Origin of the sequence: Pseudomonas sp. BIGb0558 (assembly GCF_024807515.1) — a bacterium.
Lineage (GTDB): Bacteria > Pseudomonadota > Gammaproteobacteria > Pseudomonadales > Pseudomonadaceae > Aquipseudomonas > Aquipseudomonas yamanorum_A.
Genome location: NZ_JANUEW010000016.1, coordinates 66,533 through 93,141, shown reverse-complemented (window position 1 = coordinate 93,141; position 26,609 = coordinate 66,533). Strand labels below are relative to the sequence as shown.

Annotated in this window: 26 protein-coding genes; 15 read left to right on the top strand and 11 right to left on the bottom strand. The window is 61.1% G+C overall.

All coding sequences use genetic code 11. From position 1 onward, the window contains the following. Positions 1 to 85 precede the first annotated feature (85 nt). From M2400_RS19675 to M2400_RS19660, 4 genes are all read right to left on the bottom strand, one after another. On the bottom strand, positions 86 to 919 hold the full coding sequence (locus tag M2400_RS19675) for an ABC transporter substrate-binding protein (RefSeq protein ID WP_177042457.1): 834 nt from the start codon (positions 917 to 919) through the stop codon (positions 86 to 88). A gap of 28 nt (positions 920 to 947) precedes the next feature. Beyond that, positions 948 to 1,820 carry a phytanoyl-CoA dioxygenase family protein gene (locus tag M2400_RS19670; RefSeq protein ID WP_177129274.1) on the bottom strand — a complete coding sequence of 291 codons (873 nt, stop codon included), beginning with the start codon at positions 1,818 to 1,820 and terminating at the stop codon, positions 948 to 950. A gap of 35 nt (positions 1,821 to 1,855) precedes the next feature. Further along, positions 1,856 to 3,373, bottom strand: coding sequence for an amino acid ABC transporter permease/ATP-binding protein (locus M2400_RS19665; RefSeq protein ID WP_177129276.1), 1,518 nt, complete (start codon positions 3,371 to 3,373; stop codon positions 1,856 to 1,858). Between the two features lie 353 nt (positions 3,374 to 3,726). Beyond that, on the bottom strand, positions 3,727 to 4,692 hold the full coding sequence (locus M2400_RS19660) for a LysR family transcriptional regulator (RefSeq protein WP_177042460.1): 966 nt from the start codon (positions 4,690 to 4,692) through the stop codon (positions 3,727 to 3,729). Positions 4,693 to 4,909: 217 nt separating this feature from the next. Between M2400_RS19660 and M2400_RS19655 the strand changes: the two genes are divergently transcribed. The 4 genes from M2400_RS19655 (at position 4,910) to M2400_RS19640 (ending at position 8,118) form a co-directional block, all read left to right on the top strand. After that, positions 4,910 to 5,344, top strand: a complete 435-nt coding sequence (locus M2400_RS19655) for a RidA family protein (protein ID WP_177042461.1) — start codon at positions 4,910 to 4,912, stop codon at positions 5,342 to 5,344. A 16-nt stretch (positions 5,345 to 5,360) separates the two neighbouring features. Next, positions 5,361 to 5,804: a type II 3-dehydroquinate dehydratase gene (locus M2400_RS19650; RefSeq protein ID WP_177077072.1), complete on the top strand. Its 444-nt coding sequence runs from the start codon at positions 5,361 to 5,363 to the stop codon at positions 5,802 to 5,804. A gap of 109 nt (positions 5,805 to 5,913) precedes the next feature. Next, a complete protein-coding gene (locus M2400_RS19645) occupies positions 5,914 to 7,164 on the top strand; it encodes an NAD(P)/FAD-dependent oxidoreductase (protein ID WP_259197717.1) in 1,251 nt (416 codons plus the stop codon). A gap of 66 nt (positions 7,165 to 7,230) precedes the next feature. Further along, the gene (locus M2400_RS19640) at positions 7,231 to 8,118 is read left to right on the top strand and encodes a LysR family transcriptional regulator (RefSeq protein WP_259197715.1); all 888 of its coding nucleotides are present in this window, start codon (positions 7,231 to 7,233) and stop codon (positions 8,116 to 8,118) included. On the opposite strand, the gene M2400_RS19635 is transcribed toward M2400_RS19640, so the two are convergent. The 3 genes from M2400_RS19635 to M2400_RS19625 all read right to left on the bottom strand — a co-directional run bounded on the left by M2400_RS19635 (position 8,115) and on the right by M2400_RS19625 (position 10,116). Next, the gene (locus tag M2400_RS19635; protein WP_259197713.1) at positions 8,115 to 8,771 is read right to left on the bottom strand and encodes a peroxiredoxin-like family protein; all 657 of its coding nucleotides are present in this window, start codon (positions 8,769 to 8,771) and stop codon (positions 8,115 to 8,117) included. The genes M2400_RS19640 and M2400_RS19635 overlap by 4 nt on opposite strands. 146 nt (positions 8,772 to 8,917) lie before the next feature. Continuing rightward, a complete protein-coding gene (locus M2400_RS19630) occupies positions 8,918 to 9,505 on the bottom strand; it encodes a TetR/AcrR family transcriptional regulator (RefSeq protein WP_177120240.1) in 588 nt (195 codons plus the stop codon). Positions 9,506 to 9,612: 107 nt separating this feature from the next. Continuing rightward, positions 9,613 to 10,116, bottom strand: a complete 504-nt coding sequence (locus M2400_RS19625) for a hypothetical protein (protein ID WP_177112847.1) — start codon at positions 10,114 to 10,116, stop codon at positions 9,613 to 9,615. A gap of 613 nt (positions 10,117 to 10,729) precedes the next feature. Here M2400_RS19625 and M2400_RS19620 point away from each other — a divergent pair. The 9 genes from M2400_RS19620 (at position 10,730) to msrA (ending at position 19,300) form a co-directional block, all read left to right on the top strand. Further along, positions 10,730 to 11,056, top strand: coding sequence for a DUF6124 family protein (locus M2400_RS19620; protein WP_259197709.1), 327 nt, complete (start codon positions 10,730 to 10,732; stop codon positions 11,054 to 11,056). 172 nt (positions 11,057 to 11,228) lie between these two features. Further along, positions 11,229 to 12,089: a hypothetical protein gene (locus tag M2400_RS19615; RefSeq protein ID WP_259197708.1), complete on the top strand. Its 861-nt coding sequence runs from the start codon at positions 11,229 to 11,231 to the stop codon at positions 12,087 to 12,089. A 499-nt stretch (positions 12,090 to 12,588) separates the two neighbouring features. Next, a complete protein-coding gene (locus tag M2400_RS19610) occupies positions 12,589 to 13,554 on the top strand; it encodes an amino acid ABC transporter permease (RefSeq protein WP_177042468.1) in 966 nt (321 codons plus the stop codon). A 15-nt stretch (positions 13,555 to 13,569) separates the two neighbouring features. Then, complete coding sequence (locus M2400_RS19605) at positions 13,570 to 14,334, top strand: amino acid ABC transporter ATP-binding protein (RefSeq protein WP_177112849.1); 765 nt, start codon at positions 13,570 to 13,572, stop codon at positions 14,332 to 14,334. Positions 14,335 to 14,399: 65 nt separating this feature from the next. Beyond that, a complete protein-coding gene (locus tag M2400_RS19600; RefSeq protein WP_259197702.1) occupies positions 14,400 to 15,239 on the top strand; it encodes a transporter substrate-binding domain-containing protein in 840 nt (279 codons plus the stop codon). 82 nt (positions 15,240 to 15,321) lie between these two features. Next, positions 15,322 to 16,629, top strand: a complete 1,308-nt coding sequence (locus tag M2400_RS19595) for an FAD-binding oxidoreductase (protein WP_259197701.1) — start codon at positions 15,322 to 15,324, stop codon at positions 16,627 to 16,629. Between the two features lie 26 nt (positions 16,630 to 16,655). Then, positions 16,656 to 17,126 carry an Lrp/AsnC family transcriptional regulator gene (locus M2400_RS19590; protein WP_076016960.1) on the top strand — a complete coding sequence of 157 codons (471 nt, stop codon included), beginning with the start codon at positions 16,656 to 16,658 and terminating at the stop codon, positions 17,124 to 17,126. 183 nt (positions 17,127 to 17,309) lie between these two features. After that, positions 17,310 to 18,797 carry an MFS transporter gene (locus M2400_RS19585; RefSeq protein WP_259197694.1) on the top strand — a complete coding sequence of 496 codons (1,488 nt, stop codon included), beginning with the start codon at positions 17,310 to 17,312 and terminating at the stop codon, positions 18,795 to 18,797. Continuing rightward, positions 18,794 to 19,300: a peptide-methionine (S)-S-oxide reductase MsrA gene (gene msrA / locus M2400_RS19580; RefSeq protein WP_177042473.1), complete on the top strand. Its 507-nt coding sequence runs from the start codon at positions 18,794 to 18,796 to the stop codon at positions 19,298 to 19,300. Before M2400_RS19585 ends, msrA begins: the two co-directional genes overlap by 4 nt. Positions 19,301 to 19,400: 100 nt before the next feature. Here msrA and M2400_RS19575 read toward each other — a convergent pair whose 3' ends face one another. The 4 genes from M2400_RS19575 to M2400_RS19560 all read right to left on the bottom strand — a co-directional run bounded on the left by M2400_RS19575 (position 19,401) and on the right by M2400_RS19560 (position 24,618). Further along, complete coding sequence (locus M2400_RS19575) at positions 19,401 to 20,744, bottom strand: cytochrome c (protein WP_259197690.1); 1,344 nt, start codon at positions 20,742 to 20,744, stop codon at positions 19,401 to 19,403. A gap of 17 nt (positions 20,745 to 20,761) precedes the next feature. Next, complete coding sequence (locus M2400_RS19570) at positions 20,762 to 23,014, bottom strand: molybdopterin cofactor-binding domain-containing protein (protein WP_259197688.1); 2,253 nt, start codon at positions 23,012 to 23,014, stop codon at positions 20,762 to 20,764. Beyond that, positions 23,014 to 23,469: a (2Fe-2S)-binding protein gene (locus M2400_RS19565; RefSeq protein WP_003215609.1), complete on the bottom strand. Its 456-nt coding sequence runs from the start codon at positions 23,467 to 23,469 to the stop codon at positions 23,014 to 23,016. The genes M2400_RS19570 and M2400_RS19565 overlap by 1 nt, the downstream gene beginning before the upstream one ends. Before the next feature lie 255 nt (positions 23,470 to 23,724). Next, the gene (locus M2400_RS19560) at positions 23,725 to 24,618 is read right to left on the bottom strand and encodes a LysR substrate-binding domain-containing protein (protein ID WP_177042476.1); all 894 of its coding nucleotides are present in this window, start codon (positions 24,616 to 24,618) and stop codon (positions 23,725 to 23,727) included. 94 nt (positions 24,619 to 24,712) lie between these two features. Here M2400_RS19560 and M2400_RS19555 point away from each other — a divergent pair, with 94 nt between their 5' ends. Continuing rightward, positions 24,713 to 25,897 (top strand): MFS transporter, encoded by a 1,185-nt coding sequence (locus tag M2400_RS19555; protein WP_259197684.1) that lies wholly within the window; start codon positions 24,713 to 24,715, stop codon positions 25,895 to 25,897. Positions 25,898 to 26,081: 184 nt separating this feature from the next. After that, positions 26,082 to 26,603, top strand: a complete 522-nt coding sequence (locus M2400_RS19550) for a helix-turn-helix domain-containing protein (RefSeq protein ID WP_177042478.1) — start codon at positions 26,082 to 26,084, stop codon at positions 26,601 to 26,603. Positions 26,604 to 26,609: the final 6 nt, after the last annotated feature.

Sequence of the window (26,609 nt, the reverse complement as noted above, 5' to 3'; positions counted from 1 at the left end):
AGCAAGCCCCTTCACCGCAAGCTCCCTCTCCACAAGCTCCCTCGCCACAGGTTCGGTGCGTTCCTTTAAGTGAGCACTCTTGTGATCAGGACTTCGGCATCAGCTCGGCGATGTCGGCATCGGTGGGCGCCTGGAAGTTGTATTTCTTGAGCAAGGCCGCGTATTCAGGGGTTGCGCTGAATTTCTTGATGCCTTCGATCAAGGCATTCTTGACCTCGTCATTGCCTTTCTTCACGCCAAAACCGTTCAGCACCGGGTAGATCAGGGTCTCGGAAGAAATCACCACGCGCCCGCCAAGTTTTTCCACCGCACCACGGGCCACCGCGGCGTCGGTGATCTGTGCTTCAACGGCATGGGCCAGCAACGCCTGGGTGGTTTGCGGGTCGGTGCTGTACTCGCTGATTGCGATCGGCTTCAGGCCTTTCTTCACGCAGTACTCATCCGACAGTTTGTGCATCTGCGCCAGCCAGGACGTGGCGCCCATGGAGCCGATCTTGTGGCCGCAGAACTCTTCCGGGGTCTTGGGCTGGAAGTCGCTGCCCTTGAGGGTGAGGATCGATTCACCGCTTTTGAGGTAGGGAATCATGTCGATGACCTTGACCCGCTCGGCGGTGATGTACATCGACGAGTTGGTCACGTCGAAGCGCCCGGCCTGCAAGCCGGTGATCAGGTTGGGGAAGCGTGTGTCGAGGGTTTCGACGGTGCGGCCCATGGTCTTGGCCAGGCCGTCCATGAACTCGATATCGAAGCCGGCGGGCTTGTTGTTGTCCATGTATTCATAGGGGAAGAAGGTCACGTCGGAACCGGCGACAATTTTCCCGTCTTTCTGGAAAGCCGCAGCCGCCAACGACGTCATTGCAACCGCAGCGCCCAGCAGGCACACGGCAATTGGGCGAGCAATCATGTGAAACGCTGTCATGGTAATTCCCTGCAAGGTGAGAAGAAGGTTAGGCAGTGACTGAGTCCTGGCCGGCCTGTTGCACAAAGAAAGAGGCGCCACGGGGTTTCTGCGGCAAGCGCAGGTGGTTTTCCGTGGAACGCACCAGGCCACTTTCTTCACCGGCCACCATCAGGCCGGCGTGTGCGCTGGGCAGCGGGTTTTCGCCGAATGGCAGCGCGTCTTCAGCGGCGTAGACGCTGATGAACAGGGTGCGCGGCAGTTCGGTCTCGTTAGGGCTTGAAGCATGCAAAAGACGGGTGTGCATGAAGCACACGGAGCCCGCCGGGCCATAACAGGCCACCGGGTTGCGGCACAGGTCGTCAACCACCGAGTCTTCCACCGAGCCGGTGAAACGCTGCTCGTGCCAGTGGGACCACAGCGGCCCTTTGTGGCTGCCGGGGATCACATTCAGCGGGCCATTTTGCGGCGTGACTTCGCTGACCATCAGCAAGGCCGTGACGATGTCGTCATTGCTGTGGGGCGTGAACAGGAAGTCCTGGTGCCACTTCACCTGCGTGGCGGTGTGGGGCAATTTCGAGTTGATCTTGCTGTGATGAAAGCGCGCGCCGCCGCCCCCGATCAGTTGCGCGGAGATCGCCGCCATCCGCGATTGCAGCGCCACGCGCTGGTACGCCGGCGAAATTTCGGTGGGCGAACTCACCCGGCGCAGCGAAGGATGATCCGGGCGATGGTCGCCTTCCAGGTCGAACCGCGCACGGCCATCCACCGTTTCACCAAAGCCCTGGTCGTGGCTGCGGCTGGCTTCTACCCACTGGTCGAAGTCGTGTTGCAACGCGGCCACTTCTTCAGGCGACAGCACGTCTTGCACCACCAGAAAACCGTCCCGGTGAAACTGTTCAATTTGCGCTTGCTCGATCATGTTGTTGCTCTCTTGTCGCTCGAACGTTAAGGGGGTCACGCCAGCGAGACGTCCTTGAGGAACGCCTCCACACGTGGATTTTCACCGCTGCGCAATGCGTGCGGCGTGTCATCGCACACCACCCGGCCCTTCTCCATGAACACGATCCGGTCGGAGACCTTGAACGCGAAATTCATCTCATGGGTGACGATCACCATGGTGATGCCCTCCTGGGCCAGGGCTTCGATGACTTGCAGGACTTCGTTGACTTTTTCCGGGTCGAGGGCCGAGGTAGGCTCGTCGAACAGCATGATTTGCGGGCGCATCATCAGGGCACGGGCAATGGCCACGCGCTGCTGCTGGCCACCGGAAAGCTGGTGCGGATACTTCCAGGCGTGGTCGAGCATCCCGACCTTGTGCAGCAGCGCGTAAGCCTGCTGCTTCAGCTCTTCGACGCTGCCGAGGCCGTGGTACTTCGGCGCCATCAACAGGTTGTCGAGCACGCTCAGATGCGGGAACAGGTTGAAGCTCTGGAACACCATGCCGATGTTCAGGCGATGCTCGGCGTGCTCCACGTACTGCGGCTTTTGCGCACCGACTTTGTTCAGGTGAATGAAGGGTTGGCCATTGATTTTGATCTCGCCGTTATCCAGTTGCTCAAGGCCGTTGAGCAGGCGAATCAGGGTGGTTTTGCCGGAGCCCGAAGGCCCGATCACCGACACCACTTCACCGGGCTGGATCTGCAGGTTGACCGAGCCCAGCACCTCCACCTCGTTGTAGGCCTTGTGCAGCCGGCTGGCTTGCAGTGCCGGGCCGTCGGTGCTGGCAGGACGTTGCAAGGCGACACGTTGTTGAGTCGCCAGGGCCAGCACTTCTGCATCGGGCACCCGGGAAACGTTGCGCTGGTTGACGTCGAGAAAACGCTCCAGCCGTTTCAACAGGAAGTCGAACACCGTGACGATGAACACGTAGAAGAACGCCACCGCCGCCATCGTCTCGATCACGAGGAAGTTCTGCGAATACAGGCGCTGGCCGACCATCAGGATCTCGGTGAGCGAGATCACCGACACCAATGAGGTGAGCTTGACGATGGAGATGTATTCGTTGGCCAGCGACGGCAGCGCCACCCGCAATGCCTGGGGAATTACCACCCGCCACTGGATCCCGAAAAACCTCAGCCCCAGCGCCCGGGCGGCTTCGCCCTGCCCTTTGGGAATCGACAGCAAACCGCCTCGGTGAATCTCCGCCACATAGGCGGTTTCGCAAATCACCAGGGCCAGCAGGCCGGCCCAGAACGGGTCCGCCAGAATCACTGACGTGGCGGGAATCGCTTGCGGCAGGTTGTAGATGAAGATCAGCAGCACCAGCAGCGGCAGGCTGCGGAACAACCAGATATAGCCGCGCGCCGGCAGGCTGATCAGCGCATGTTTGGATTGCTTGGCCAGGGCCAGCAGGAACCCCAGCGCGATACTCAACACCCATGTCAACGAACTGAGCTGGATGACCGTCCATGTCGCCCGCCAGAACTCGGCATCGGCCAGCAAACCAAACATGTAATTCCAGTTGAAAGTCATCGTCACTGTGCTCGACAAAAAAATGAAAATGCCCACCGAATGCTCAACGTGAAGGTCGAACCCTGATCTGCACCGATGGACTGAGAGTCGTGGGAGGAGGCACTTGGGGTCAATTCGTAAAAGCCGGCCTATTGGGTAGGGAGAACCTACGCAGCGTCACCGTTCCCTGGGTGACGACCGGGCTGTTAAAACAGCCCGTCTCGTATTGGTGCGACACCGCGTGCGCAATGCAGCCAGCGCCATCTTTTGGTGCAATGCGAACACAACCCTCTGTAGGAGCTGGCTTGCCTGCGATGGCATCGCCTCAGTGTATCTGCAAGACCCAGGTGCCCGCATCGCAGGCAAGCCAGCTCCTACAGGACTGTGCGCACCGCATGAGCATCAAAAAAGCTCGGAGCCGCCATGCCCGGGATGTACTGGTCTGAAACAAACATGCGGCAACGCTCGGCAAACGCCGACACCACGCGGGACAATTGGGTGTTGCTCGCCGTGGCATAGCCCAGTTGCATGGGCCGGTGCGGGCCGGACAAGCGCAGGCGGATCAAGCGCTTGCCATCCTGGGAAAGGTTGGCCTTGGGCCGGGCATTCGCGAACGAATAACCGATGCCATTGGCGACCATCGAGCGCACGGTTTCAAGGTTGCTGGAACGCATGATGATGTTCGGGGTGGTGCCGGCCTGCATAAAGAAGCTGAGGAAATATTCCCGGCTCCACGGCGTGTCCAGCAGCACCACGGGGTAATCCTCAAGGTCGAGCATGCTCACCGCCGACAGGCTTGCCAGCGGGTGGTACTCACCCACCATCACATACGGCGGCAGTTGCGCCAGCGGCTGGAAGTCGATGTCGTCACTGGTGACCAGGTCGTAGGTCAGGGCGATATCGATCTCGGCGCTGCGCAGTTTTTCCAGCATTTCCTCGTGGTTGCCCTCCACTTGCGTGAGGCGCACACCCGGAAACGCCCGGCCAAAACCAAACACCAGCTCGGGGGTGATCATCGGTGCCAGCCATTCGAGGCAACCCACCCGCAACGGGCCGCGCACGCTGTTCAGCGACTCGGAGGCGATGGTGTAGAGGTTGGTCATCTGCTCCAGGATCAGCTTGGCCTCTTGCATCACCTGGCGCCCAACCGCCGTGAGGGAAATGCCCTGGGCGTGGTGCCGCACAAACAGCTGGATGCCCAGCTCGGCCTCCATATGGGTGATCGCCGCCGAGATCGACGGCGACGACACATGAATGCGTTCAGACGCGGCACTGATGCTGCCTGCCTCACCGGAAGCCACGAAATATTCCAGTTGGCGCTGGGTAATACGACTGAGCATCACGCCTCCACATCATCAATAAGCTGACGCCAAACGGGCGTCGACGGCCTTGACGGTGACGTTGCATGGTTCATGCCGGATGCTGTTTTGGCCTGACGCTGACGCCGGGGTATGGCGCTTCGGTTTTGCCTAAGCATTACCTCGCGCAAATGCTGGTTTCGCGTGCACGGGCTGAATGTGAAGCTGGATTTATTCCGCTCCCCAAGAGTTGCCAGCAATGCCCACCCATACCCGTATTCGCATGTTCAACACCAAGCAGACTTACCCCAACCAGGCGCTGGACAACGACCTGTGCCAGGCCGTGCGTGCCGGCAACACCATTTATGTGCGTGGCCAGATCGGTACTGATTTCGCGGGCAACCTGGTCGGCCTCGGCGACCCGCGGGCCCAAGCCGAGCAGGCGATGAAAAACGTCAAGCAACTGCTGGAAGAAGCCGGTTCCGACCTGTCGCACATCGTGAAAACCACCACCTACCTGATCGACCCGCGCTATCGCGAGCCGGTGTACCAGGAGGTTGGCAAATGGCTCAAGGGCGTGTTCCCGATATCCACCGGCCTGGTGATTTCGGGGCTGGGGCAGCCGGAGTGGCTGATGGAAATCGACGTGATCGCCGTGGTGCCGGATGACTGGAACCCTGGCCAGCAAATCTGACGACCTGGAGTTTCTCATGCCGCGCACCGTGTATTTCCTCAACGGCCCCAACGCCAACCTGTACGGGCTGGACAAGAACGGCACCTACGGCAGCGAGAGTTTCGCCAGCATCGAAGCCCGCTGCCAGCGCCACGCCACGGAGCTGGGCCTGACCCTGGAGTTTCGCCAGAGCAACCACGAAGGCGTGCTGGTGGACTGGATTCAGGAAGCCCGGCTCAACGCCCACGCGGTGATCATCAACGCCGCGGGCCTGACCTACAGCTCGGTGCCGATCCTCGATGCGCTGCTGGCGTTCGACGGCCCGATCATCGAAGCCCACATGAGCAACATCTGGAAGCGCGAGGCTTTCCGGCATCACTCCTATGTATCCAAAGCCGCCACCGGCGTGATCGCGGGCCTCGGCGCGCTGGGTTATCGCCTGGCCCTGACGGCGGTGGCCGAGCTGCTGGAGGCCGATTGAAGGGCTTTGGTTTTGCCTAACCTCTACGTTCAAAAAGCAGAATTTCCGGCTGGCCGGCGCTTGATCACACTGGCCCCTGTCGATGGTCGCTTATCTTTAGGAAGCTCACATGTCAGTTGAAACAATCAACACCCTGGTGGTCGGCGCAGGCCAGGCGGGAGTCGCCATGAGCGAGCATCTGTCACTCATGGGCGTGCCGCACATCGTGCTGGAACGCAGCCGCATCGCCGAGCGCTGGCGGTCGGAGCGCTGGGATTCCCTGGTCGCCAATGGCCCGGCCTGGCATGACCGTTTTCCGGGGATGAAATTCGAGGGCATTTCCCCCGAGAGCTTCCCGCCGAAAGAGCGCATGGCGGCGTATTTCGAAGACTATGTGAACATGCTCAAGGCGCCGGTTCGCACCGGGGTTGAAGTCCAGCAAGTGGAACGCCACGTGGGTCGGCCCGGGTTCAAGGTGACCACGTCGGCCGGGGTGATCGAGGCTGACAATGTGGTTGCCGCGACCGGGCCGTTTCAACGGCCGTCGATCCCGAACCTGGTGCCCGAACACGCCAAGGTGCAACAGCTTCATTCCTCTGCGTACAAGAACCCTGGCCAGCTCGCCGAAGGGGCGGTACTGGTCGTGGGCGCCGGTGCATCCGGTTCGCAAATAGCCGAGGAACTGCAAAAGGCCGGCAAGACGGTGTACCTCTCGGTGGGCGAACACTATCGCCCTCCTCGCTCGTATCGTGGCCGCGACTACTGCTGGTGGCTGGGCGCCCTGGGTTTGTGGGACGAGGTCAAAATCCAGCCGAAGAAGAAGCACGTGGCGTTTGCCGTCAGTGGCTATGAAGGCGGCAAGACCGTCGACTTCCGCCGCCTGGCGCACCTGGGCATCACGCTGGTGGGCGTCACCCGCGCGTGGGATGACGGCGTGATGGAGTTTGAACCCGGCCTGGCGGCCAACGTGGCCGAAGGTGACCGTGCCTACTTTGACGTGCTGCGGGATGCCGACGCCTATATCGAGCAGAACGGCCTGCCATTTGAGTTTGAGCCTCAAGCGTGGGAACTGCTGCCGGACCCGCAGTGCCTGGTGAACCCGATCCTGAGCCTGGACCTGGCCGAAGCCGGCGTGACCACCATTCTGTGGGCCACCGGTTTCAGCTTCGATTTCAGCTGGCTGAAGGTGAATGCGTTTGACGAGAAAGGCGAGCCTTTCCACAAGCGAGGGATCTCGGCCCAGAGCGGGATTTACTTCCTGGGTTTGCCGAACCTGGTGAACCGAGCGTCTTCGTTCATCTACGGGGTTTGGCACGATGCGAAGTACGTGGCCGACCATATCGTCTTGCAGAATGACTACAGGGCCTATCGCAAACCCTGACGCACTGGCGCGGCCCCGGCAATCCCGGCAGACTGCCCGCAACGAAGCATGGCGGGGAACAACAGGATGGATCGGCTGGCGGCGATGGAAACCTATGTCTACGTGGTAGAGACCGGTTCGTTTTCTGCGGCGGCCAGGCGCCTGGACGTCGGGCAACCCGCCATTTCAAAAACCATCGCACAGCTTGAAGACCATCTGGGCGTGCGCCTGCTGATCCGCTCGACCCGCGGGTTGACGCCCACCGAGGCCGGCACGCTGTTTTTCGAGCACGCCAAAAAGGTCATCGAAGGCGCAGATGAAGCCGAGCTCGCCGCACGCGGATCGGCGGCCGGGCTGACCGGCACCCTGCGGATTTCGGCGGCGACCACCTTCGCCCGCCTGCACGTTCTTCCACACCTTGGCGCGTTCCTGGAGCAGCACCCGCTGCTGGAGGTCGACGTGCGCCTGGACGACCGTTCGATGAACCTGATTGAAGAAGGGATCGACGTCGCCTTGCGCATGGGCGACCTCAGTGATTCGAATCTGACGGCGAGAAAAATCAGCCAGTGCCGGCGGTTGGTGATGGCCACGCCGGCATATTTCCAACGCTGCGGCATGCCCCAATCCCCCGCCGACCTGGCCGATCACGAGGCCGTGATCTATACGCTGGGCGGCGGTGGCACCTCATGGGTCTTCAAGAAAGACGGCACCGAGCAACCCGCCACCCTCGCCGGCCGTATACGGGTGAGCGCGGCCGAGGGTGTGCGCACGGCGGTGTTGTCGGGCTACAGCCTCACCGTCTCGTCAGAATGGATGTTCACCCCTGAGCTGGCGAGTGGCGAGGTGGTAGCGGTGCTGGGAGACTGGGCGCTGCCGGAGCTGGACCTGTGGGCGATCTTCCCCACCGGGCGCATGGCAAGCGCCAAGGCCCGGGCGTTTGTCGGCTTTGTCGAGCAGTTGATGGAAAACCGTTAACCCTGCAGCGCGGGAAGCAACTCGGCAGGGTCCGGGCGGCGGGTGTAGTCCGGGTTGACCTCGGCGTAAGTGATCACGCCGTCCTGGCCGATCACGAAACGCGCCGGCATGGGCAACACCCAATCCGGGTTGTTGTTGAAGGCCGGCAGGTCGTTGCCGAACGACTTGTACAGGTCCACCAGGTAGTCTGGCAATTTGAAACGTAGGCCGAAGGCATCGGCCACCTCGCTCAGGGTGTCGGACAGAATCGGGAAGCTCAGCTTGTTCTCGCGCACCGACTTGCGGCTGTTCACCTTGTTCTGCGGAGAAATCGCCACCAGGCTTGCCCCCAGCTCACGGAAGGCCGGCAAGGCTTGTTCCAGGGCTTGCAGCTCCATGTTGCAGTACGGGCACCAAACGCCGCGGTAGAAGGTGATGACCAGCGGGCCCTTGGCCAACAAGTCCACCGAGGAAACCGGGTTGCCGTCCGGGTCGTTGAGCTTGAAGGCCGGGGCTTTGTCGCCGACCTTCAGCGCGCGTTCGGCCTGGCCGGTGGCGATCAGTTCGTCGGTGGCGCGTTTCATCACAACGTGCACCTGGGGCGGCGCGTTATAGGGTGGTTTGCCGGCTACGAAGTCCGCTTTGAAGGCATCGAGTTTTGCTTGAAGAGTCATGTTCGGTTCCTGGCATTGGGGCGGTTGACCGCCCGGATTTAATCGCCAGACCAGCATTGCTGTTTACAGGGTGCGGTAGTAGAGAGGCTGAAAGCATAGGAGCTATTCTTCCCAGGAATGCTCCCCCTGTGGTGAGGTTGCCTGGCTCAGTGCACCCGGATCAACCGCTTGATCGTCGGCTGAACAATCGTCCTGAACGTCTCGGGAGCCCCGAATGCACGGGCGGCCAACATGGCCCCATGCACCGTCGCCATCAAGGCCATCGCTTCGACAGCCGGCTCGCCCGCAACGTGAAACTGCCGGGTGGCCTGCCCCTTCTCGATAACGGAGGTCAGCCAGGTGGTCAGGTCCTCAAAGTGCCCGCGAACCTCGTCCGCGATCTCACTGGGGATCATCGGGAGTTCGGCTGCCAGCATCGCGCAAATACAGAATGAAGACGTGCCGTCGAGAATGCAGCTGGACCAATAATCGACATAGGCATTGATCTCTGCCAGCGGATCGCCGAGCTGTTGTGCCAGGTGGGCCATGCCTTCCCGTGCTTCTTCCCGATAGCGAATGACGACGTTACGCACCAGTTCGGCCTTGCTTGGAAAGTGGTGATGGATACTCGCCTTGCTGATGCCGACCCGCTGCGAAATATCGGCGTAGCTGAAACTGTTGTAGCCACCCGCGGCAAGCAGCAATCGGGCGTGTGCCACGATTTCGGCGGCCTTGGGGGAAAGTTGTTCACTCATGACACGAATCCATCAACAAATAGCAATTGGAACACCGCAAAACGGGCTCATGAAAATCAAACCTACTGGTTGGTCAGCAGCCCGTCAACGGCGTGGTCCATCAATTTCTATGCACGTGCCATTTCGCTGTTTCGCGCATGAATCCGCCAGCACTGCGCGGCAAAACCGATAGCGAACAGAGCGAGAAAAACCAGCAACGTGCCCAGCACGGCTGGCGAGCCAGGGCCGTCGGCCAATGGGTGGGCGGCCGGTAGCCGGGTCAGGGTTTCGTTGACGCCGGGCACCAGCGACAGGAAAAAACTGAACGACAGCCCGAAGGTCGACAGGTACGGGCGAAGCCTGCCCAGGAAGGCCACCCGCCGCACAAACACGCCGCCAAAAGCCGCGAGCAGGATCACGATGCCGAACGCATGCCCGGGGTTCAAACCGCCCGTGCTGGAGACTCCAAAAGAAGTGATAACCGCCAGTGTCAATCCGGCCAGGTAGACCTTGCCGGAGCGTGTCAGCGTGTCGATTTTCAGATAGCGGGCGAAGCTGTAGAGGCCCGCAACAACGGGGACCAAACTGATCAGCGTATGGATCGCGCCAAGGGATGAAATGGGATGAGTCATGGGTAGTAGCTCTCTCAAGACGGGAACGGATCGGCACCACAGTGGAGCCAGAAGGTGGCACATCGCGGACCTAAACCTACTAGTTGGTAGGGTAGCTGTCAAGCAACCATGGGCCATAGAGTTTGATGGGCGTCCCTCTGCAGGCCACTATGAAATGAGCCACCGAATCGACAGCGAATTGCAGGATGTTAAGTTCACCGGCGGTGTTAAGCGTTTGCCATGAATGCACTGTCGGTTTTTCGCGAGATGCGAAGCACTTGGCGGGCCACATCGTTTGCAGAATGAGTGCTTGGCCCGTAGCAATTCGTGAGGCGCCTTGCTCCGTTGCCTACAGTTACGTCAGAATCCGCCGGCTTGTGCGCTTGAGGATGGGTCTCTAAGGTTGCTCGGTCGCTGAAAACTCAGTGATCGGGTTTAGTAGCCCGAAGTATTCTAGGCAATGTGCATAAGCATCATCTGTCGGACGTCTTTGTCTGTGCTTAATGGTGGCTGTGTGCAGGGCGCCCTCGGGCGCGCCGGTTTTGTCTGGAATATCCGGTCTACTAACCTGCACACAGCTGCCACCTTTCGTTTAGTAGCGATAAGGCGGTGGCCAAAATGGAGCATCCAGACAATGTTCAAGGTTACCCCTAATCCTCCGGGAACTTGCGATCCAAAACTCCACCAGGCCGCCCAGCGCGCCATGGATCACTACCTCAATCCCAGTTCAAAACCCGCCCCAACGCCCTCAGCCCTGTTCAGCGTCGCCGCCGACGCCAGCAGCGAAAGCCTGATCACCAATAGTTACGAAACTTTCTCCTCCGTGAGTGCCTTGCTGCTTGATCTGTCTGAAGAACTGACAGGGAAAGACCGGGATGTGGCGTTGGCTATTCATCAGCTCAGTGAGCTAGGGATATTGTTGATGGGCAAACTCATCGACCGTGAGGTGCCTTGTAGCTAAACCTGACGAGCTACCCGTTTCGCATATCCATTACTCGCCGAGTCGTCATAGCTATAAGCAGCGACCCGGCGATTTGGGTAACCATGGAACGGGATGCGGCATAAACCATTTGCTTTCGACTGCCGTGTGATTTAATAGCCAGAACTCACAAAAGCACACAAGGAACGTTATTTTGAGCAATATCGATCTTGGAACGACATATGAAAAGATGTACATATACGAAGAAGAGATAAAAAACAATATATCCATAAAAACACAACTGATATTTACAGCAATATTCATACTTGTTTCTACAGCTGTCTATCTTGCTCGTTTTTTAGATTTCTCTTCAAAACCAGAAATAGCCTACATAATCTCGGCACTTGTCTTTTTTGTAGCCGCCATTTCAGTAATATCCATTTACTTCAACTTCAAAGCCTTCAGCGGTTCTGAGTTCAACAGAATGCCATACGCCGAAAAAGTCAAGGAATACTACGACGAGCAGATCCATTACAACATCGAAGTTGACAAATATAACTCTCAAGTTGAACAAGGGGAAATACTTCCATTAATAGATCCCAAAAAAGAAACGGAAGATTTCATATGTAAAACGTACGTTAGTTGCGCAACACATAACGCCGTCGCCAATGAACAGCGGTCACGATGGGTCTTTAAGTCTTTGCTGGCATTTCTTATCGCCTGCATTCCCTTGGCCATAGCCAGCTTGTTATTTGTTATATTTGATATGGATACATCTTCCCCCCGGAAAAACCTTGCTATTAAAGACAGCTTTGTCGGTGGCGAAATAGCCTCTTTAAAAAATCAACTTGCAAGAACTTCAAATAATGACACCATTGCAGACCTGGAAAAAAGAACTATAATCCTGGAAACGATCCTTCTGGAACAAGGGGCAAGTCAATTGAGCGACTCTAAAAAACCAACTGGCAATGAGCAACAGCCTAAGCCAGAAGCACCGGTCAAACCGAGTCCTCCACCTTTGCGAACGGGGCTCGAAGACTTTTTAGGTGGCGGATCAAATGGGAGTCAGAAATGAAAAGTGATAATGACCACTCTAAACCTATGACGGCTAGACCAACACCCCCTAAAAAACCAACCGAGCCGGTTGTACGTCGCATCGTTAACGAAAAAGTCATTAACAGTAGAGAAATAGCTCTGGCAGATCGCTGATAGCAGACCAAAACATAATAGGGCAGACCACACTAACTAAGCCATGACGTAGGCTTTTTATATAGTCGTGGTCACCCCTCGTTTTCGCAGTGAATTGAACTTTTTAGTTAAGCGAAAAAGACCACTCTCTCCCTCGCAAATCGTGCCCAGCGAGCGTTCTCTGAGCGGGCCTGTTACGCGCGCGTCTCTACTGAAACATCTCCGGACCGCAACCCTCACAAGATTCCTGCAAATGTAGGGGTCACCTCCCCTCATATGCCGAAAACAACTGCATTTCCCAACATTGCGCAGGGTGCCGCCCGGCATTTCGCCAACCCATAATGAACCGACAACAATAAAGGGGCTCACCCCGGGGCGCGTAAGCCATGTACAAAGACCATATCGTCAAGACCCGCATGACTGACAGCGCCGCCTTCATGGGCGCAATCGCCGTTGTGATCTTCATCATCACGCTGGCCTGCGGGGTGGGTGACGGCCGTCTTTCCCATTTGATGGGCCCCATCGTTCTCGACCTGAAGGCACCACTGGCGCGCGACATTGCAGTGGGCGGCACGTTCACCATAACGGTGGTGCTGAACCTGTTCATCCTCGGCCGCTTTCCCTTGCGCGCACAGATCATCACGGTGTGGTGCGAGTTGCTGGTGCTGTTCCTGCTGTTCTTCGACACCTTCAACCTCTCCTACAGTTTCATCGCGACCAAGATCGGTTTCATGATCACCCAAGGGGTGTTCACCACCGTCTATGTGTCGGCGATCTCCATTGCGATCGCATTCGTCCTGGCCTTGCTGGGCGCCACCGCGCGCTTGTCTTCCAACGGTTTCGCGATTGCGATTGCCAGCTTCTACACCTCGTTTTTCCGCGGTGTTCCGCTGCTGATCCAGATCTATCTGATTTACCTGGGCATCCCTCAGCTGGGTTATGTGGTCGGCGCTGTTCCGGCCGGCATCCTGGCGCTCTCGCTGTGTTATGGCGCCTACATGACGGAGATCTTCCGTGCGGGCATCAGCAGCATTTCCCGCGGCCAGTGGGAAGCCTCGCGGGCGATTGGCCTGAACCCTTTCCAGACCATGACCCGGGTGATTCTTCCGCAGTCCATGCGCCTGATCATTCCGCCAACCGGCAACCAGTTCATCTCGATGCTCAAGGACAGTTCGCTGGTGTCGGTGATCGGGGTCTGGGAGTTGATGTTCCTGGCGCGAACCCAGGGACGCGCCGAGTTCCGGCACCTGGAAATGCTCATCACCGCCGCCGTGCTGTATTGGCTGCTGTCGATCGTGCTGGAAACCGTCCAGGCCCGCCTGGAAAAACACTTCAACCGCGCCCATCGCTGAACCAGGAGCATGACGATGAATCAGCCCTCAGTAGCCCCTGCCCCGTATCCCGCGATTTCGATCCAGGACATGCACAAATGGTATGGCGATTTTTATGTGCTCAAGGGGATCGACCTGCACATTGCCAGCGGTGAAATCGTGGTGGTGTGCGGGCCGTCGGGTTCCGGCAAATCCACGTTGATTCGCTGCCTGAACCTGCTGGAAGACTTCCAGAAAGGCCACGTTTTTATCGAAGGCACCGAGTTGACCCGCAATGCCGCCTGCGTGGCCGGCATACGACGCCAGGTGGGCATGGTGTTCCAGCAGTTCAACCTGTTCCCGCACATGACGGTGCTGGAGAACCTCATGGTGGGCCCTCGCCTGGTGAGCAAACTCAGCGAGCTGCAGGCCCGCGAGCTGGCCCATGAATACCTGGAGCGGGTGCGTATCGGCAACCAGGCCGACAAATACCCCAGCCAGCTCTCGGGCGGCCAGCAGCAGCGCGTGGCCATTGCCCGCGCCCTGTGCATGCGCCCGCGCATCATGCTGTTCGACGAACCCACGTCCGCCCTCGACCCCGAGATGGTCAAGGAGGTGTTGGACGTGATGGGCGAACTGGCCCAGGACGGCATCACCATGGTCTGCGTCACCCACGAGATGGGCTTCGCCCGACGGGTTGCCGACCGGATCATCTTCATGGACCAGGGCTGCATCATCGAGCAGGCCAAGCCCACCGAGTTTTTTGACAACCCCCAGCACGAACGTGCCCGGGAATTCCTGTCGCAGATTCTCAGCCACTGAGAAGCACCGTCGGACATCGACCAAAACAACAAAAAACCGTACTCACGATATCTGGAGGCTTACCCATGATCTCGCTCACTCGCTTAGTCGCAGCAGCCACTGTCGCCACCGCCCTCGCCGGCCTTACAGGCGCAGCCTGGGCGGGCTCGACCCTCGACCGTATCCATGAAACCAAGGTGATCAAAGTGGCCACCTCTGCCAACTGGCCACCGCAATCGTTCCTCGGGCCGGACAATAAACTGCAAGGGTTTGATATCGATGTCGCCAGCGAGATCGCCAAACGCCTGGGCAGCAAAGTCGACTTCGTGACGCCCGAGTACGGGATCATCACCGCGGGCCGCTGGTCGAGCCGCTGGGACTTGTCGGTGGGCTCCATGACGCCCACCACCGAGCGCACTCGGGTGCTCGACTTTCCCGCCATCTACTACTACACGCCGTATGTATTCGCGGTGCACAAGGACGCAGCCGGGACCAAGCTGGCGAACCTGAACGGCAAGATCATCGGCGTCGAAGCCGGTACCACTTCCGAGGACTACATCAACCGTCGCCTGAAGATCGACGCCGCCGATGTGCCGCCGTTCACTTACGACGTCACACCCGGCGAGGTTCGCACCTACGGCGACAGCATGGGCCCGCTGGATGACCTGCGCATGGGTAACGGGGTGCGGCTGAATGCAACCCTGTCCGCCCTGCCCACCATCGTCGCGGCCGTCAAGAATGGCTACCCCATCGTCCGGGTGGAAGGCAAACCGGCCTACTACGAACCCCTGGCCATCGCCGTGGACAAGGGCGATGAAGCCTTCAACAGCGCGCTGACCAAGATCGTCGCCGAGATGAAAACCGACGGCACGCTCAAGCAACTGTCTGAAAAATGGTACGGCGCCGACCTCACCCAGGTGCAATAAAAACCCCACAGGCCCTACAGGCGCCCGTCCTCGACGCGGCGCGCTGTACGCCTGCGCCGCAAAAAAAAGGACGACGGACTTCATGTACACCTACAACAACAATTACTACACCGCCACGATGCGCGACACCACCGAACGCGCGGCGCTGTGCGGCAACGCCCAGGCCGATGTCTGTGTGATCGGCGCCGGGCTGGCGGGGCTGAGCACGGCGTGGGAACTGGTCTCGCGGGGGCAGTCCGTGGTGCTGCTGGACGCCGGCCGTGTGGCTTGGGGCGCGTCGGGGCGTAACGGCGGGTTCGTGCTGCAAGGCTGGTCCGAAGGCTTGTCCTCCATCGAGCGGCGCTGCGGTAAACCCACGGCTGCCGCGCTGTTCAAGCTGTCCCTTGAAGGGGTCGACATCGTACGGGGCATGATCGCCCACCATCGATTCCCCGGCTGCACGCCCACCCCCGGAAAGCTGAGCGTGGTGCGCTACGAAGACGGCGAGAACCTGCAACGCCTGCGCGACAAAATGGCGGCGGATTTCGACGTTCACCTCGACTACCTGGACCGCCAGGCGGTGCGTGAAAAGCTCAAGACCGAGCGCTATTTTCAGGCACTGCGCGACAACCACGGCTTTCACTTCCACCCGTTGAACTATTGCCTGGGCCTGGCCCAACTGATCGAACACAGCGGTGGCAGAATCCATGAGCGCTCGCCCATGGTCCGCGTCGAAAGCCGCAACGGGCGACACCGGGTGTTCACCGACCAGGGCAGCGTCGATTGCGCCCATGTGGTGTATTGCTGCGGCGGCTACGGCGGGCCTGAGTTCGGCAAGCTGCGCCGCGCCTTCCTGCCCATCGCAACCTATGCGGTGCTGACCGAGCCTCTGGGTGATCGCCTGGCAGAGGCGGTGTGTACCACCGAGGCCGTGGGCGATAACCGCCGGGCCTCGGACTATTACCGCATCGTCGAGGGCGACCGGCTGCTGTGGGGCGGTCGCATTACCACCCGCAACCTGCAGGATGAAAAGCGCCTGGGCCAGCTGCTGACCCAAGACATCCTCGACGTGTATCCGCAATTGCGCGGCATCAAGATCGACAAAGCCTGGTCCGGGCTGATGGGCTATGCACGGCACAAAATGCCGCACATCGGGCCGCTCGGGCCGGGCTTGTGGACATGTACATCATTTGGTGGCCATGGTATGAACACCGCGCCGATTGGTGCACGGGTGATCGCCGAAGCGATCTGCGGCGAAACCGATCGCTACCGTCTGTTCGATGCCTACGGCCTGGAATGGAACGGCGGCCCCCTGGGCCCGGCGGCGGCACAAACGGTTTACGCAGGCCTGAAGATGATGGACCTGTTTCAGGAAAGGCGTTCACAACACCGAGCGACTCATAAGAACTGAAACCCAGCGAGGTCAATGACATGCCCATGGATACGCAGAATCCCGGTCCACTGTTCAACCTCACCGACAAGGACCGGCAATTGCTTGGCCTGCTGCAAGCCAACGCACGCGAGCCCACCGCGTCCTTGGCGCGCAAGCTCGGGGTCTCGCGCTCTGCGGTGCAGGAGCGCATTACCCGCCTGGAAAAGGCCGGCGTCATCACCGGCTACAGCGTGCGCATCGACCAGGACCGGCTGCAGCAGACGGTTACCTGTTTCACCATGACCTCCTGCACCAACAAGAGCTACACCGATGTGATGACCTCGCTGCGCAAGATGGACGCGGTGCAGGCCGTGTATGCGGTCTCGGGTGAGTCCGACTTCATCATTCACCTCGCCACCGCCACCCTGAGCGAACTCAACGCCGAGCTCACCCGCATCAATATGATCAAGGGCGTGGCGCACACCGCGTCCCATATCGTGATGGAAACCAAGTTCAGCCGAAAATTGACGGTGTGATCGCCAGCCTTTGGGGGGCCGCGCAGACCTCAAGCAGCCTCTTCCCACGATTCCCCAAGTCATTTCTTGCAAAAGAATCCGTCTCGCTTCAATATTCAAAGCAATAACTTGCTTAATTAATCCAGGCCTGACGCTTATGCCATTCGCCGGGTTCCACCGCGAACGCATTACAAGGAATCGTTGATGCACACCCAAGACAGCAGTTGGGGCGAGTTGCTCCGCGGCAAGAATGCCACCCGTTCCCTCGCCCTCTCAGGTGGCATCGCGCTCTATGCCACCAACACCTACATCGCTACCACCATCCTGCCGTCGGTGGTCGCGGAAATCGGCGGCCTGGAGCTCTATGCCTGGAGCACCACACTGTACGTGGTGGCCTCGATCCTCGGTTCGGCCCTCACCTCCAAGCTCTTGCAGCACACCGGCCCACGGCGGGCATATGCCGTGGCCACGCTGGTGTTCATGGTTGGCGTGCTGATCTGCGCACTGGCGCCGAGCATGCCGGTGATGCTCGCGGGGCGCTTCATCCAGGGCCTGGGCGGCGGGGTCTTGCTGGCCTTGTGTTATTCGATGATCCAGCTGGTGTTCGAAGAGCGTCTGTGGCCGCGTGCAATGGCGCTGGTGTCAGGCATGTGGGGCGTCGCGACGCTGGTCGGACCGGCGGTGGGTGGCGTGTTCGCCGAGATGGACGCCTGGCGTCTGGCCTTTGGCGCGATGGTGCCGGTGAGCCTGGCGTACATGGTGCTCACCAGCCGTGCGTTGCCACCACGGGACACCACCGAGGCCGCCACCGCCCGCTTGCCGGTGCCGCAACTGGTGCTGCTGGCCGGCGCGGTGCTGGCCGTGTGTGCGGGCAGCGTTTCGTCGCTGCCGGGCTGGAACCTGCTGGGTATCGCCACCTGTGCGGTGCTGGTGTGGCTGTTGATCCGCAAGGAATCCAAGGCCACGGTTCGTCTTTTGCCCAGGGATGCGTTGAGGTTCAGCACGCCCCTCTGCGCCCTGTATGCGACCACGTGCTTGTTGGTGATCGGCATGAGCAGCGAGATTTTCATGCCGTATTTCCTGCAGCACCTGCACGGCCAGTCACCGTTGATTGCCGGTTACATGGCGGCGCTGATGGCGGCGGGCTGGACCGTCTCGGAAATCCTCAGCTCCGGCTGGACGGGCCGTGGTCCACATCGCGCCATCGTCGCAGGGCCGCTGTTTATCGTGGCCGGACTGATCATGCTGGCCATTACCACACCCATCGCCAGTCAGGGCGAATGGACACTTCTGGCCCCTATCTGCCTCGGGCTGTTCCTGGTGGGTTTTGGCATCGGCCTGGGCTGGCCGCACCTGCTGACGCGCATCCTGCAGGTGGCGTCGGAGCAGGACAAGGACACGGCGGCTTCGTCGATCACCACCCTGCAACTGTTCGCCATGGCCATGGGCGCGGCACTGGCGGGGGTGATCTCGAACATGGCGGGCATCAATGATGTGGCGAGCAATACCGGGGTCGCCAACGCGGCACGCTGGCTGTTCGCGCTGTTTACCCTGGCCCCGGTGTTGGCCCTGGTGATGGCGCTGCGGGCCACGCGGACGAAGGCGATCGACGGCGCACACCTGGATCTTGGTATTGCCCAACCCGCCCCCATAACTACCGTTGTATCCAACAACGGGAAGCACAGACCATGACCAACCCGACCGAAACCGCCCTCCTCGCCGGCGGCTGCTTCTGGGGCATGCAAGACCTGTTGCGCCGCTACCCCGGCGTGCTGCACACGCGGGTCGGCTACACCGGTGGTGATGTACCGAATGCCACTTACCGTAACCATGGCAACCATGCCGAAGCCATCGAAATTGTCTTCGACCCGGCGGTGATCACTTACCGGCAGATCCTCGAGTTCTTTTTCCAGATTCACGACCCGAGCACGCCCAACCGCCAGGGCAATGACCTGGGCCCAAGCTATCGTTCGGCGATTTATTACCTGAGTGAACAGCAACGTGATGTGGCCGAAGACACTGCGGCGGATGTGGATGCCTCAAAGCTGTGGCCAGGCCGTGTGGTGACCGAGATCGAACCGGCGGGGCCGTTCTGGGAAGCGGAACCGGAGCATCAGGATTACCTGGAGCGGATTCCCAACGGTTACACCTGCCACTTCATCCGGCCGAACTGGAAGCTGCCAAAACGCGGTTAAACATGTGGGAGCGGGCTTGCCCGCGAAAGCGGTGGGTCAGTAAAAAATTTGCTGACTGACACACCGCTTTCGCGAGCAAGCCCGCTCCCACACTTCCCCATCAGCGCATCTGCAGAATGATCGGGCTGCTGCTCGCCGGGCCCGTATGCTCGCGCAACTTGCCCACCGCCTTCGCATCCACGGCACCACCCTGATTGCCCCAGGTGCCGCGCACAAACGTCAGCACTTCAGCAATCTCCTGGTCCGACAACTGCTCCCTGAACGCCGGCATGCGATAAGCGTCCGCCACATTGGCTGCCACCACGCGCTGCGAGCCATTCAAGGTGATGTTGATCGCCGAGGCAGTCTCCTTGGCCAACGCAGAGGTAGCACCCGCCAGCGGCGGCATCCAGTCCGGTTGCCCTTTGCCTTCCAGCCCGTGGCACGAGGCGCAGCGGGTCACATAGGTATGGGCGCCCGGCGCCTCCAGGCGTTCTGCAGCCGACACCGCCTGATACTGCCAGGCCGGCCCATCACGCTCCTTGTCCCCCGGCAACGACCGGAGATACCGCGCAATCGCCGCCAGGTCATCGTCGCTCATGAACTGCGTGGAGTTGTTGAACGCCTCGGTCATCGAGCCATAAACCACCGCATGTTTATTGCGACCGGTCTTCAGGAACTGCACCACTTCCGGCTCGCTCCAGCGCCCCAGGCCGGTGTTGGGATCGTCCCGCAGGCTCGGCGCGTACCAGCCATCCAGCAAGGCCCCGGCGAGGAACGGCTTGCCGCCTTCATCCAGCGCCTTCTCGTTAAAGGCCAGGCCCCGTGGCGTGTGGCAACTGCCGCAATGCCCCGGCCCCTGCACGATGTAGGCGCCACGGTTCCACAGCTCATCCTTGCCAGCCTTGGCTACGTACGGCTTGCCATCGGTAAACACGCCATTCCACAGCGCGATCGGCCAACGCATATTCATGGGCCACGGGATCGAGCTCTTGATATTCGCCTGCCGCACCGGCGCCACGCCCTTCATGAAGAACGCGTACAAGGCGCGCACATCATCGTCGCTGAGCTTGGCGTAGGACGGATACGGCATCGCCGGATACAGCCGGCGTCCACCCGGCGCGACGCCGTGGCGCACTGCACGGTCGAAGTCGGCGAGGCTGTAGGTGCCGATGCCGGTTTCCGGGTCCGGCGTGACGTTGGTGGCATGGATCGCCCCCAGCGGCGTGGCCATCTCCAGGCCTCCGGCAAAGGGCGCGCCGTTGGGCACGCTGTGGCAAGCCACACAGTCACTGACCCGGGCGACATACTCGCCTCGGGCGACCAGTGCAGGGTCTGTGGCAACAGGCTCGCTCGCCAGCGGCGAAGCAGGCTCGCGGGTGACATACCAGGCCAGCAGGCCTGCGGCGACCAGGCACAGCAGCGCCAGCCAGCCAACGGTTCTTGCGAATCGGCGGTTGTTCATAAGTGCTCAGGCCCCGGTCAGGTGAAGGAATGGCGGCTTAACGGCATGCTGCGCACGCGCTGCCCCGTCAACGCCGCTACGGCGTTGGCCACGGCGGGCGCTACGGCGGGCAACGGCGGTTCGCCAATGCCGCCCATTTTTTCCCCGCTCTCGATCACGCGCACATGCACCCGCGCCATCCGCGAAGGCGGCAGCACCGGGTACAAATCGTAGTTACGCGCCCGAGGCAAGCCGTCCACATACACCGCTTCCTCCAACAGCACCTGGGACAAGCCCAGCGACACCGCCCCATTCACCTGCGCCTCGACGATCGCCGGGTTGACGATGCTGCCTGGGTCGATGGCCTGCCAGATGTCATGCACCTTGACCTGCCCGTTCTCGATCGACACCTCGGCAATCACCGCCGTCTGCGTGCCGAACGGCGAGGCCATCGCCACCCCGCGCGCGCGCTTGCTGCCGTCTTCGGCGACAAACGGGCCGCGCTTCCAGCCACCCGACAACTCACCCACCGCCTTCAGCAGTGTGGTCAGCCGCTGGTTATCCCGCAGCAGATGCAGGCGCAACTCGAACGGGTCTTTGCCGCCCTTGTCCGCCAGCTCATCCAGGAACGACTCGTAGAAAAAGTCATTCAGCGAGTTACCCACCGACCGCCAATAGCCCAGCATCACCGGGCCCTTCACATAGATCTGCGCGATGCGCTTGTTGGGAATCGCATAAGACTTCCCGGACAACCCCTCCAGCGCCGTCGGGTCAATCTTCTCGCCCTGTTTGCCCGACAAGGCCTCGGTCGGCCCCTCGGTGGCACTTACCGCTTCAATCGCCACCGGCCAGCCGTCAGCGTCCAGCGCCCCACGGAAATTCACCGCCGCCACCGGGCGCAGCACGTCCCGCAGGAATTCTTCTTCACGGCTCCAGATCATCTTCACCGGACGCCCGACCGCCTTGGCCAACTCTATGGCCTGCGGGTATGGGCTGGCCGAGTCATACAGGAAGTGCCGGCCGAAAAACCCGCCCAGCAGCGGCGAATGCAGGGTAATCCGCTCCGGGGCCAGGCCGGTGCGCTTGGCGATATCGGCCAGGAACATATCCTGTGCCTGGTTCGGCAACCAGATCTCCAGCGAACCATCAGCATTGAAGCTCGCCAGCGCCGAAGGCGGCTCCAACTGGGCATGGTGCAGATACTGGTTGTGGTACGTGGCCTCGACCTTGGTCTTGGCATTGGCCAGCGTGCCGGCCACATCGCCCTCGTTCTCATCATCCCGGGCCGGGCCGGTTTCCGCGGCGAGGCGCTTGAAGTGTTCGTCGCTGGAAAAATCCTTCGGCATCCCGCGCAGCTTCGAATCAGCCGTGGGCTCCAGCCAGTCGACCTGAATCGACTCCACCGCACGCTTGGCATGCCACCAACGCTCAGCCACCACCGCCACCGCACCGGGCAGGCGATGCACCGAGTGCACCCCCGGCATGGCCTTCACCTGGTCCTCGTTGCGCAGGCTACCCACCGTCATGCCCAACCGGGGCGCATGCTGCACCGCCGCGTGGAGCATGCCGTCCACCTTCATATCAATGCTGTACAGCGCCTTGCCGGTGGACTTGTCATACGCATCCAGACGCTTCACCGGCTTGCCGATCCAGCGGAACTGGCTTGGGTCGCGCAGCTTCACGCTGGCCACGTCCGGCACCGGCAGGTCCATCGCCCGCCCGGCCAGCTCGCCATAGGTGAGGGACCGCCCGGAGGCCGCGTGCACCACCTTGCCCGGCTCGGTCGACAATTCGCCCACCGGCACTTTCAGCGCCTGCGCCCCGGCCTCCAGCAACATCGCCCGGGCCAGCGCTCCCAGCCGGCGCATGGTCGGGTAACTCATGCGCACCGACATGCTGCCGCCGGTGATACGCATGCCATTCTCCATCACCACAAAGGCTTCGCCGGGCGGCGCGCACTCAACCAGGAACGTGGCCGGGTCGGCGTCCAACTCCTCGCCGACAATCTGCGCCATCGCCGTGAACGTGCCCTGGCCGCCTTCGATAAACGGGCTGAGCAAGCGAATGGTGTTGTCGGGGCGGATCTCCAGAAAGGCCGGCACCTGCGTACCGCGCTCACCGGCGGCGGCAGCAGTGGCCGCCTGCACGCGGCCAGAACCCAGGGGCAGGCCAAAGCCGATCACCAGCGCGCCCACGGCGGTGCTGGCCAGGAAACGACGGCGCGACAGGTTGACCGGGTCAGTCAAGCCCGCGACCAAGGGCAGAGCAGTGGGATCGATGCGAACGTTCATCAGGCCTCTCCCTTCTGCGCAAGGTCATGCACCGCCGCATGAATGGCGTTGTAGGTGCCGCAACGGCAGAGATTGACCATCGCGGCCTCAATCTGCGCATCGCTCGGCTTGGGGGTGTGCTTGAGCAGCGCCGTGGCCGCCATCACCTGGCCGGACTGGCAATAGCCGCACTGGGCGACCTGGTACTCGACCCAGGTGGCGACGACTCGCTTGCCCACATCATCCGACTCGATGGCCTCGATGGTGGTGATCTCCCGGCCAACCACGCCGGAGACGGGCGTGACGCAGGAACGCACCACATTGCCGTCCACAAGCACGGAACACGCACCGCACTGCGCCAGGCCGCAGCCGTATTTGGTGCCGGTCATGCCCAGGTTGTCGCGGATGACCCAGAGCAGAGGCGTGTCGGGTTCGGCGTCGACTTGGTGGGTCTGCTGGTTAATTCGTAATTCCATGGCTCACCCGCTGATCATCGGTTGGTTTTGCATTTTTTTTAGTGTTTCAGGCGGCAAGGCCGGGCTTCGCCGCTGGGCATCGTTGGCCCGTTTGGTTCGAACGCACGTAGTTTGAGTAGTGTAGAGGGATCCTCGGTTGACTCTAGACCGTCGGTCAACGGGTTGCTATGCGGGGAAGGAAAGGTCGGAGGATTAGGCAAGTATTCGACAGGATTGCACCACAAAGGCGGAATTGGCCTGCGTCACCTGTCACCCTCACGCCGGGTGGTGTTCCACCAGGAAGTCGATAAATGCCCTGACTCGCGCGGGCATCGACGCGCCGCCGACGAACACCGCGTGAATCGGTTCCGCGTCTCCGGGGTTGTACGCCTCAAGCAGCGGCACCAGATGACCGTGCTCCAGGTCGTCTGCCACGCTGAACGCGCCAATGCGTGCAATGCCCGCGCCCAGCCTGGCGAACTGGGAAAGCGCCTCGCCACTGTTGCCCTCGATCGTACCGGCCACTTTCAGCGAAAAATCGCGCCCATCCAGGCGAAACGGCCAATCGGGCGTTGCCCGGCGGAAGTTGAAACGCAGGCAGTTGTGGTTGAGTAAATCCTGTGGCACACGTGGCGTGCCGTGGCGCGCCAGGTAGTCCGGGGAGGCGACGATGACCTGCCCGGTGGAACCGATATGGCGAGCGGTCAAGGGACTGTCGGCCAACGGGCCAAAGCGAATCGCAACGTCCGCTTGCCCGCCCAGGATATCCACCACCTCATCCCCCAGCCGCAAATCAACCACGATGGCGGGATAACGTGCGCTGAACGCGGCAATCAGCGGCACGATCAACAGCCGCCCGTGTGCAAGCGCGGCGCTGACCCTCAACCGCCCCCGTGGCGCGCCCTGGTCGGTAATCGCGTCCTCGACTTCCGCCATGTCCGCCAGGATCCGCCGTGCGCCGCGCAGGTACGCCTCGCCTTCGGCGGTGAGCGTGATCGCCCGAGTGGTGCGAAGCAGCAGGCGGGTGCCTATTCGCCGCTCGGTGCGGGTGATGATCCGGCTGATGGAAGACGGCGTAAGGCCCAGGACCCGAGCCGCACCCGACAGGCTGCCCTGCTCCGCCACCCTGGCGAACACCTCCATCTCCCCCGAACGCCCACCTATGTCCATTTGTGCACTCCACGCAAAGCTGTAGTTCCCTGCCAATGGCTACTGCTGGAAAAGGCGTGATTGTAGCATTTGACACAAAGATGAGGAGTCACCCATGCGTATCAATCCACCCCTTGTAGCACTGTCCATCGGCGCCTTCGGTATCGGGGTCACCGAGTTTGCCCCCATGGGCATGTTGCCCGGTATCGCCGCCGACCTCGGCGTCTCGATTCCTGCGGCCGGGCTGCTGGTCAGCGCCTATGCCATGGGCGTGCTGATCGGCGCCCCGATCATGACCCTCGCTACGGCCAGGGTTGCACGCCGCTATCTGTTGGTCGGCCTGATGGCCATCTTCACCCTGGGCAATCTGCTGTCCGCCCTGGCCACTGATTACCAGACCTTGATGGTCGCAAGGCTGGTGACATCGCTGAATCACGGTGCATTCTTCGGCATCGGCTCGATCGTGGCCGCCAGTGTGGTAGCACCGGACAAACGCGCGGGGGCCGTTGCCGCAATGTTTCTCGGGCTGACCCTGGCCACCATTGGCGGCGTGCCGCTGGCCACCTGGTTTGGCGAGAACTTCGGTTGGCGCACGGCGTTCTGGGGCATCAGCGGGCTCGGTGCATTCGTGATGGTTGCCTTGTGGTGGGCGCTGCCGAATACGCCAGCCCCCAAAGGTGGAAGCCTGATGGCCGAAATCCGCGTACTGGGCCGCGGGCAGGTACTGGCAGCGCTGGCGTTGACCGTGGTGGGGTCCAGCGCCATGTTCACGGTGTTCACCTATATCGCCCCGATCCTGCGGGATGTCACCCATGCCTCCACCAACTTCGTCACCGGGATGCTCGTGCTTTTCGGGATCGGCTTGACCCTGGGTAACGTTTGGGGCGGCAGGTCTGCCGACCGCTCGGTGGACCGCACCTTGATCACCTCGCTCGTGGTGCTGATCGCCGTGCTGCTGGCCTTCTCTGTACTCATGCAATGGCCGCTGCCGGCCGCCTTGTCGATCCTGCTGTGGGGGGCCGCCAGTTTTGCGTTGGTGCCGCCCTTGCAGATGCGCGTGATGGAAGCCGCCAAAGATGCGCCCAACCTGGCCTCCGCAATGAACATCGGTGCGTTCAATTTCGGTAATGCCATTGGCGCGGCGCTGGGCGGAGCGGTGATCAATGCAGGGCTGGGCTACCCGGCCATTTCGCTGGCCGGCGCGATAATGGCGGCCCTGGGCTTGCTGATGGTACTGGGCCTCGGTTGGCGCTCTCGGCGGGTGGGTTCACGCACCTGCAGGGAGCCGGCGCAAGCATGACGAACATGGCGCCTCGATTGCGCCAATGAGTATCCCACCCCTGAAAAGCCCCGAATGTCGGGGCTTTTTGCATTTCCGCGAGCAGCACTCATCACAATAATAATTCTCCCCAGTGACTTTCATTATGAAATCCACTGTGCAATATTACTCTCGTAATATTTAGCAACAGATCCCGGAGAGCCTCATGAAGAAAGCCAGCTTCCAGCCCATGCCCTGCCCGGTCGCCCGTGCCCTGGAGCACATCGGCGATGGCTGGAGCCTGTTGATCCTGCGGGATGCGTTCTACGGGCTGCGCCGTTTCGATGAATTCCTCCAGAGCCTCGGGATCGCCTCGAACACCCTGACCCGCCGCCTCAACACCCTGGTGGCCAACGGGTTGCTGGAGCGACGCCCCTACCAGGACAACCCGCCCCGCCACGAGTACCACCTCACCGAAGCCGGCCGGGACTTGCGCCAGGTGATTCTCACGCTGATGGCCTGGGGTGCGCGGCATGCCGAGGGATCGCCCAAGGTGTTTCTCGCCGATGAGGCCACCGGGCGCCCGGTGGAACTCGCGTTGATGGACGCCAACACCGGCAAGCCCATCACCCGCGAAGGCCACCGCGTGCATGTCGCCGCCGACGCCGAACCGTTGAGCCTGTGGCGCGCGCGAGCCGGTCGGGCCTACGCCGCGAAAGATCAATTGGTCAGCCCCTTCCCCCACTAATACTCA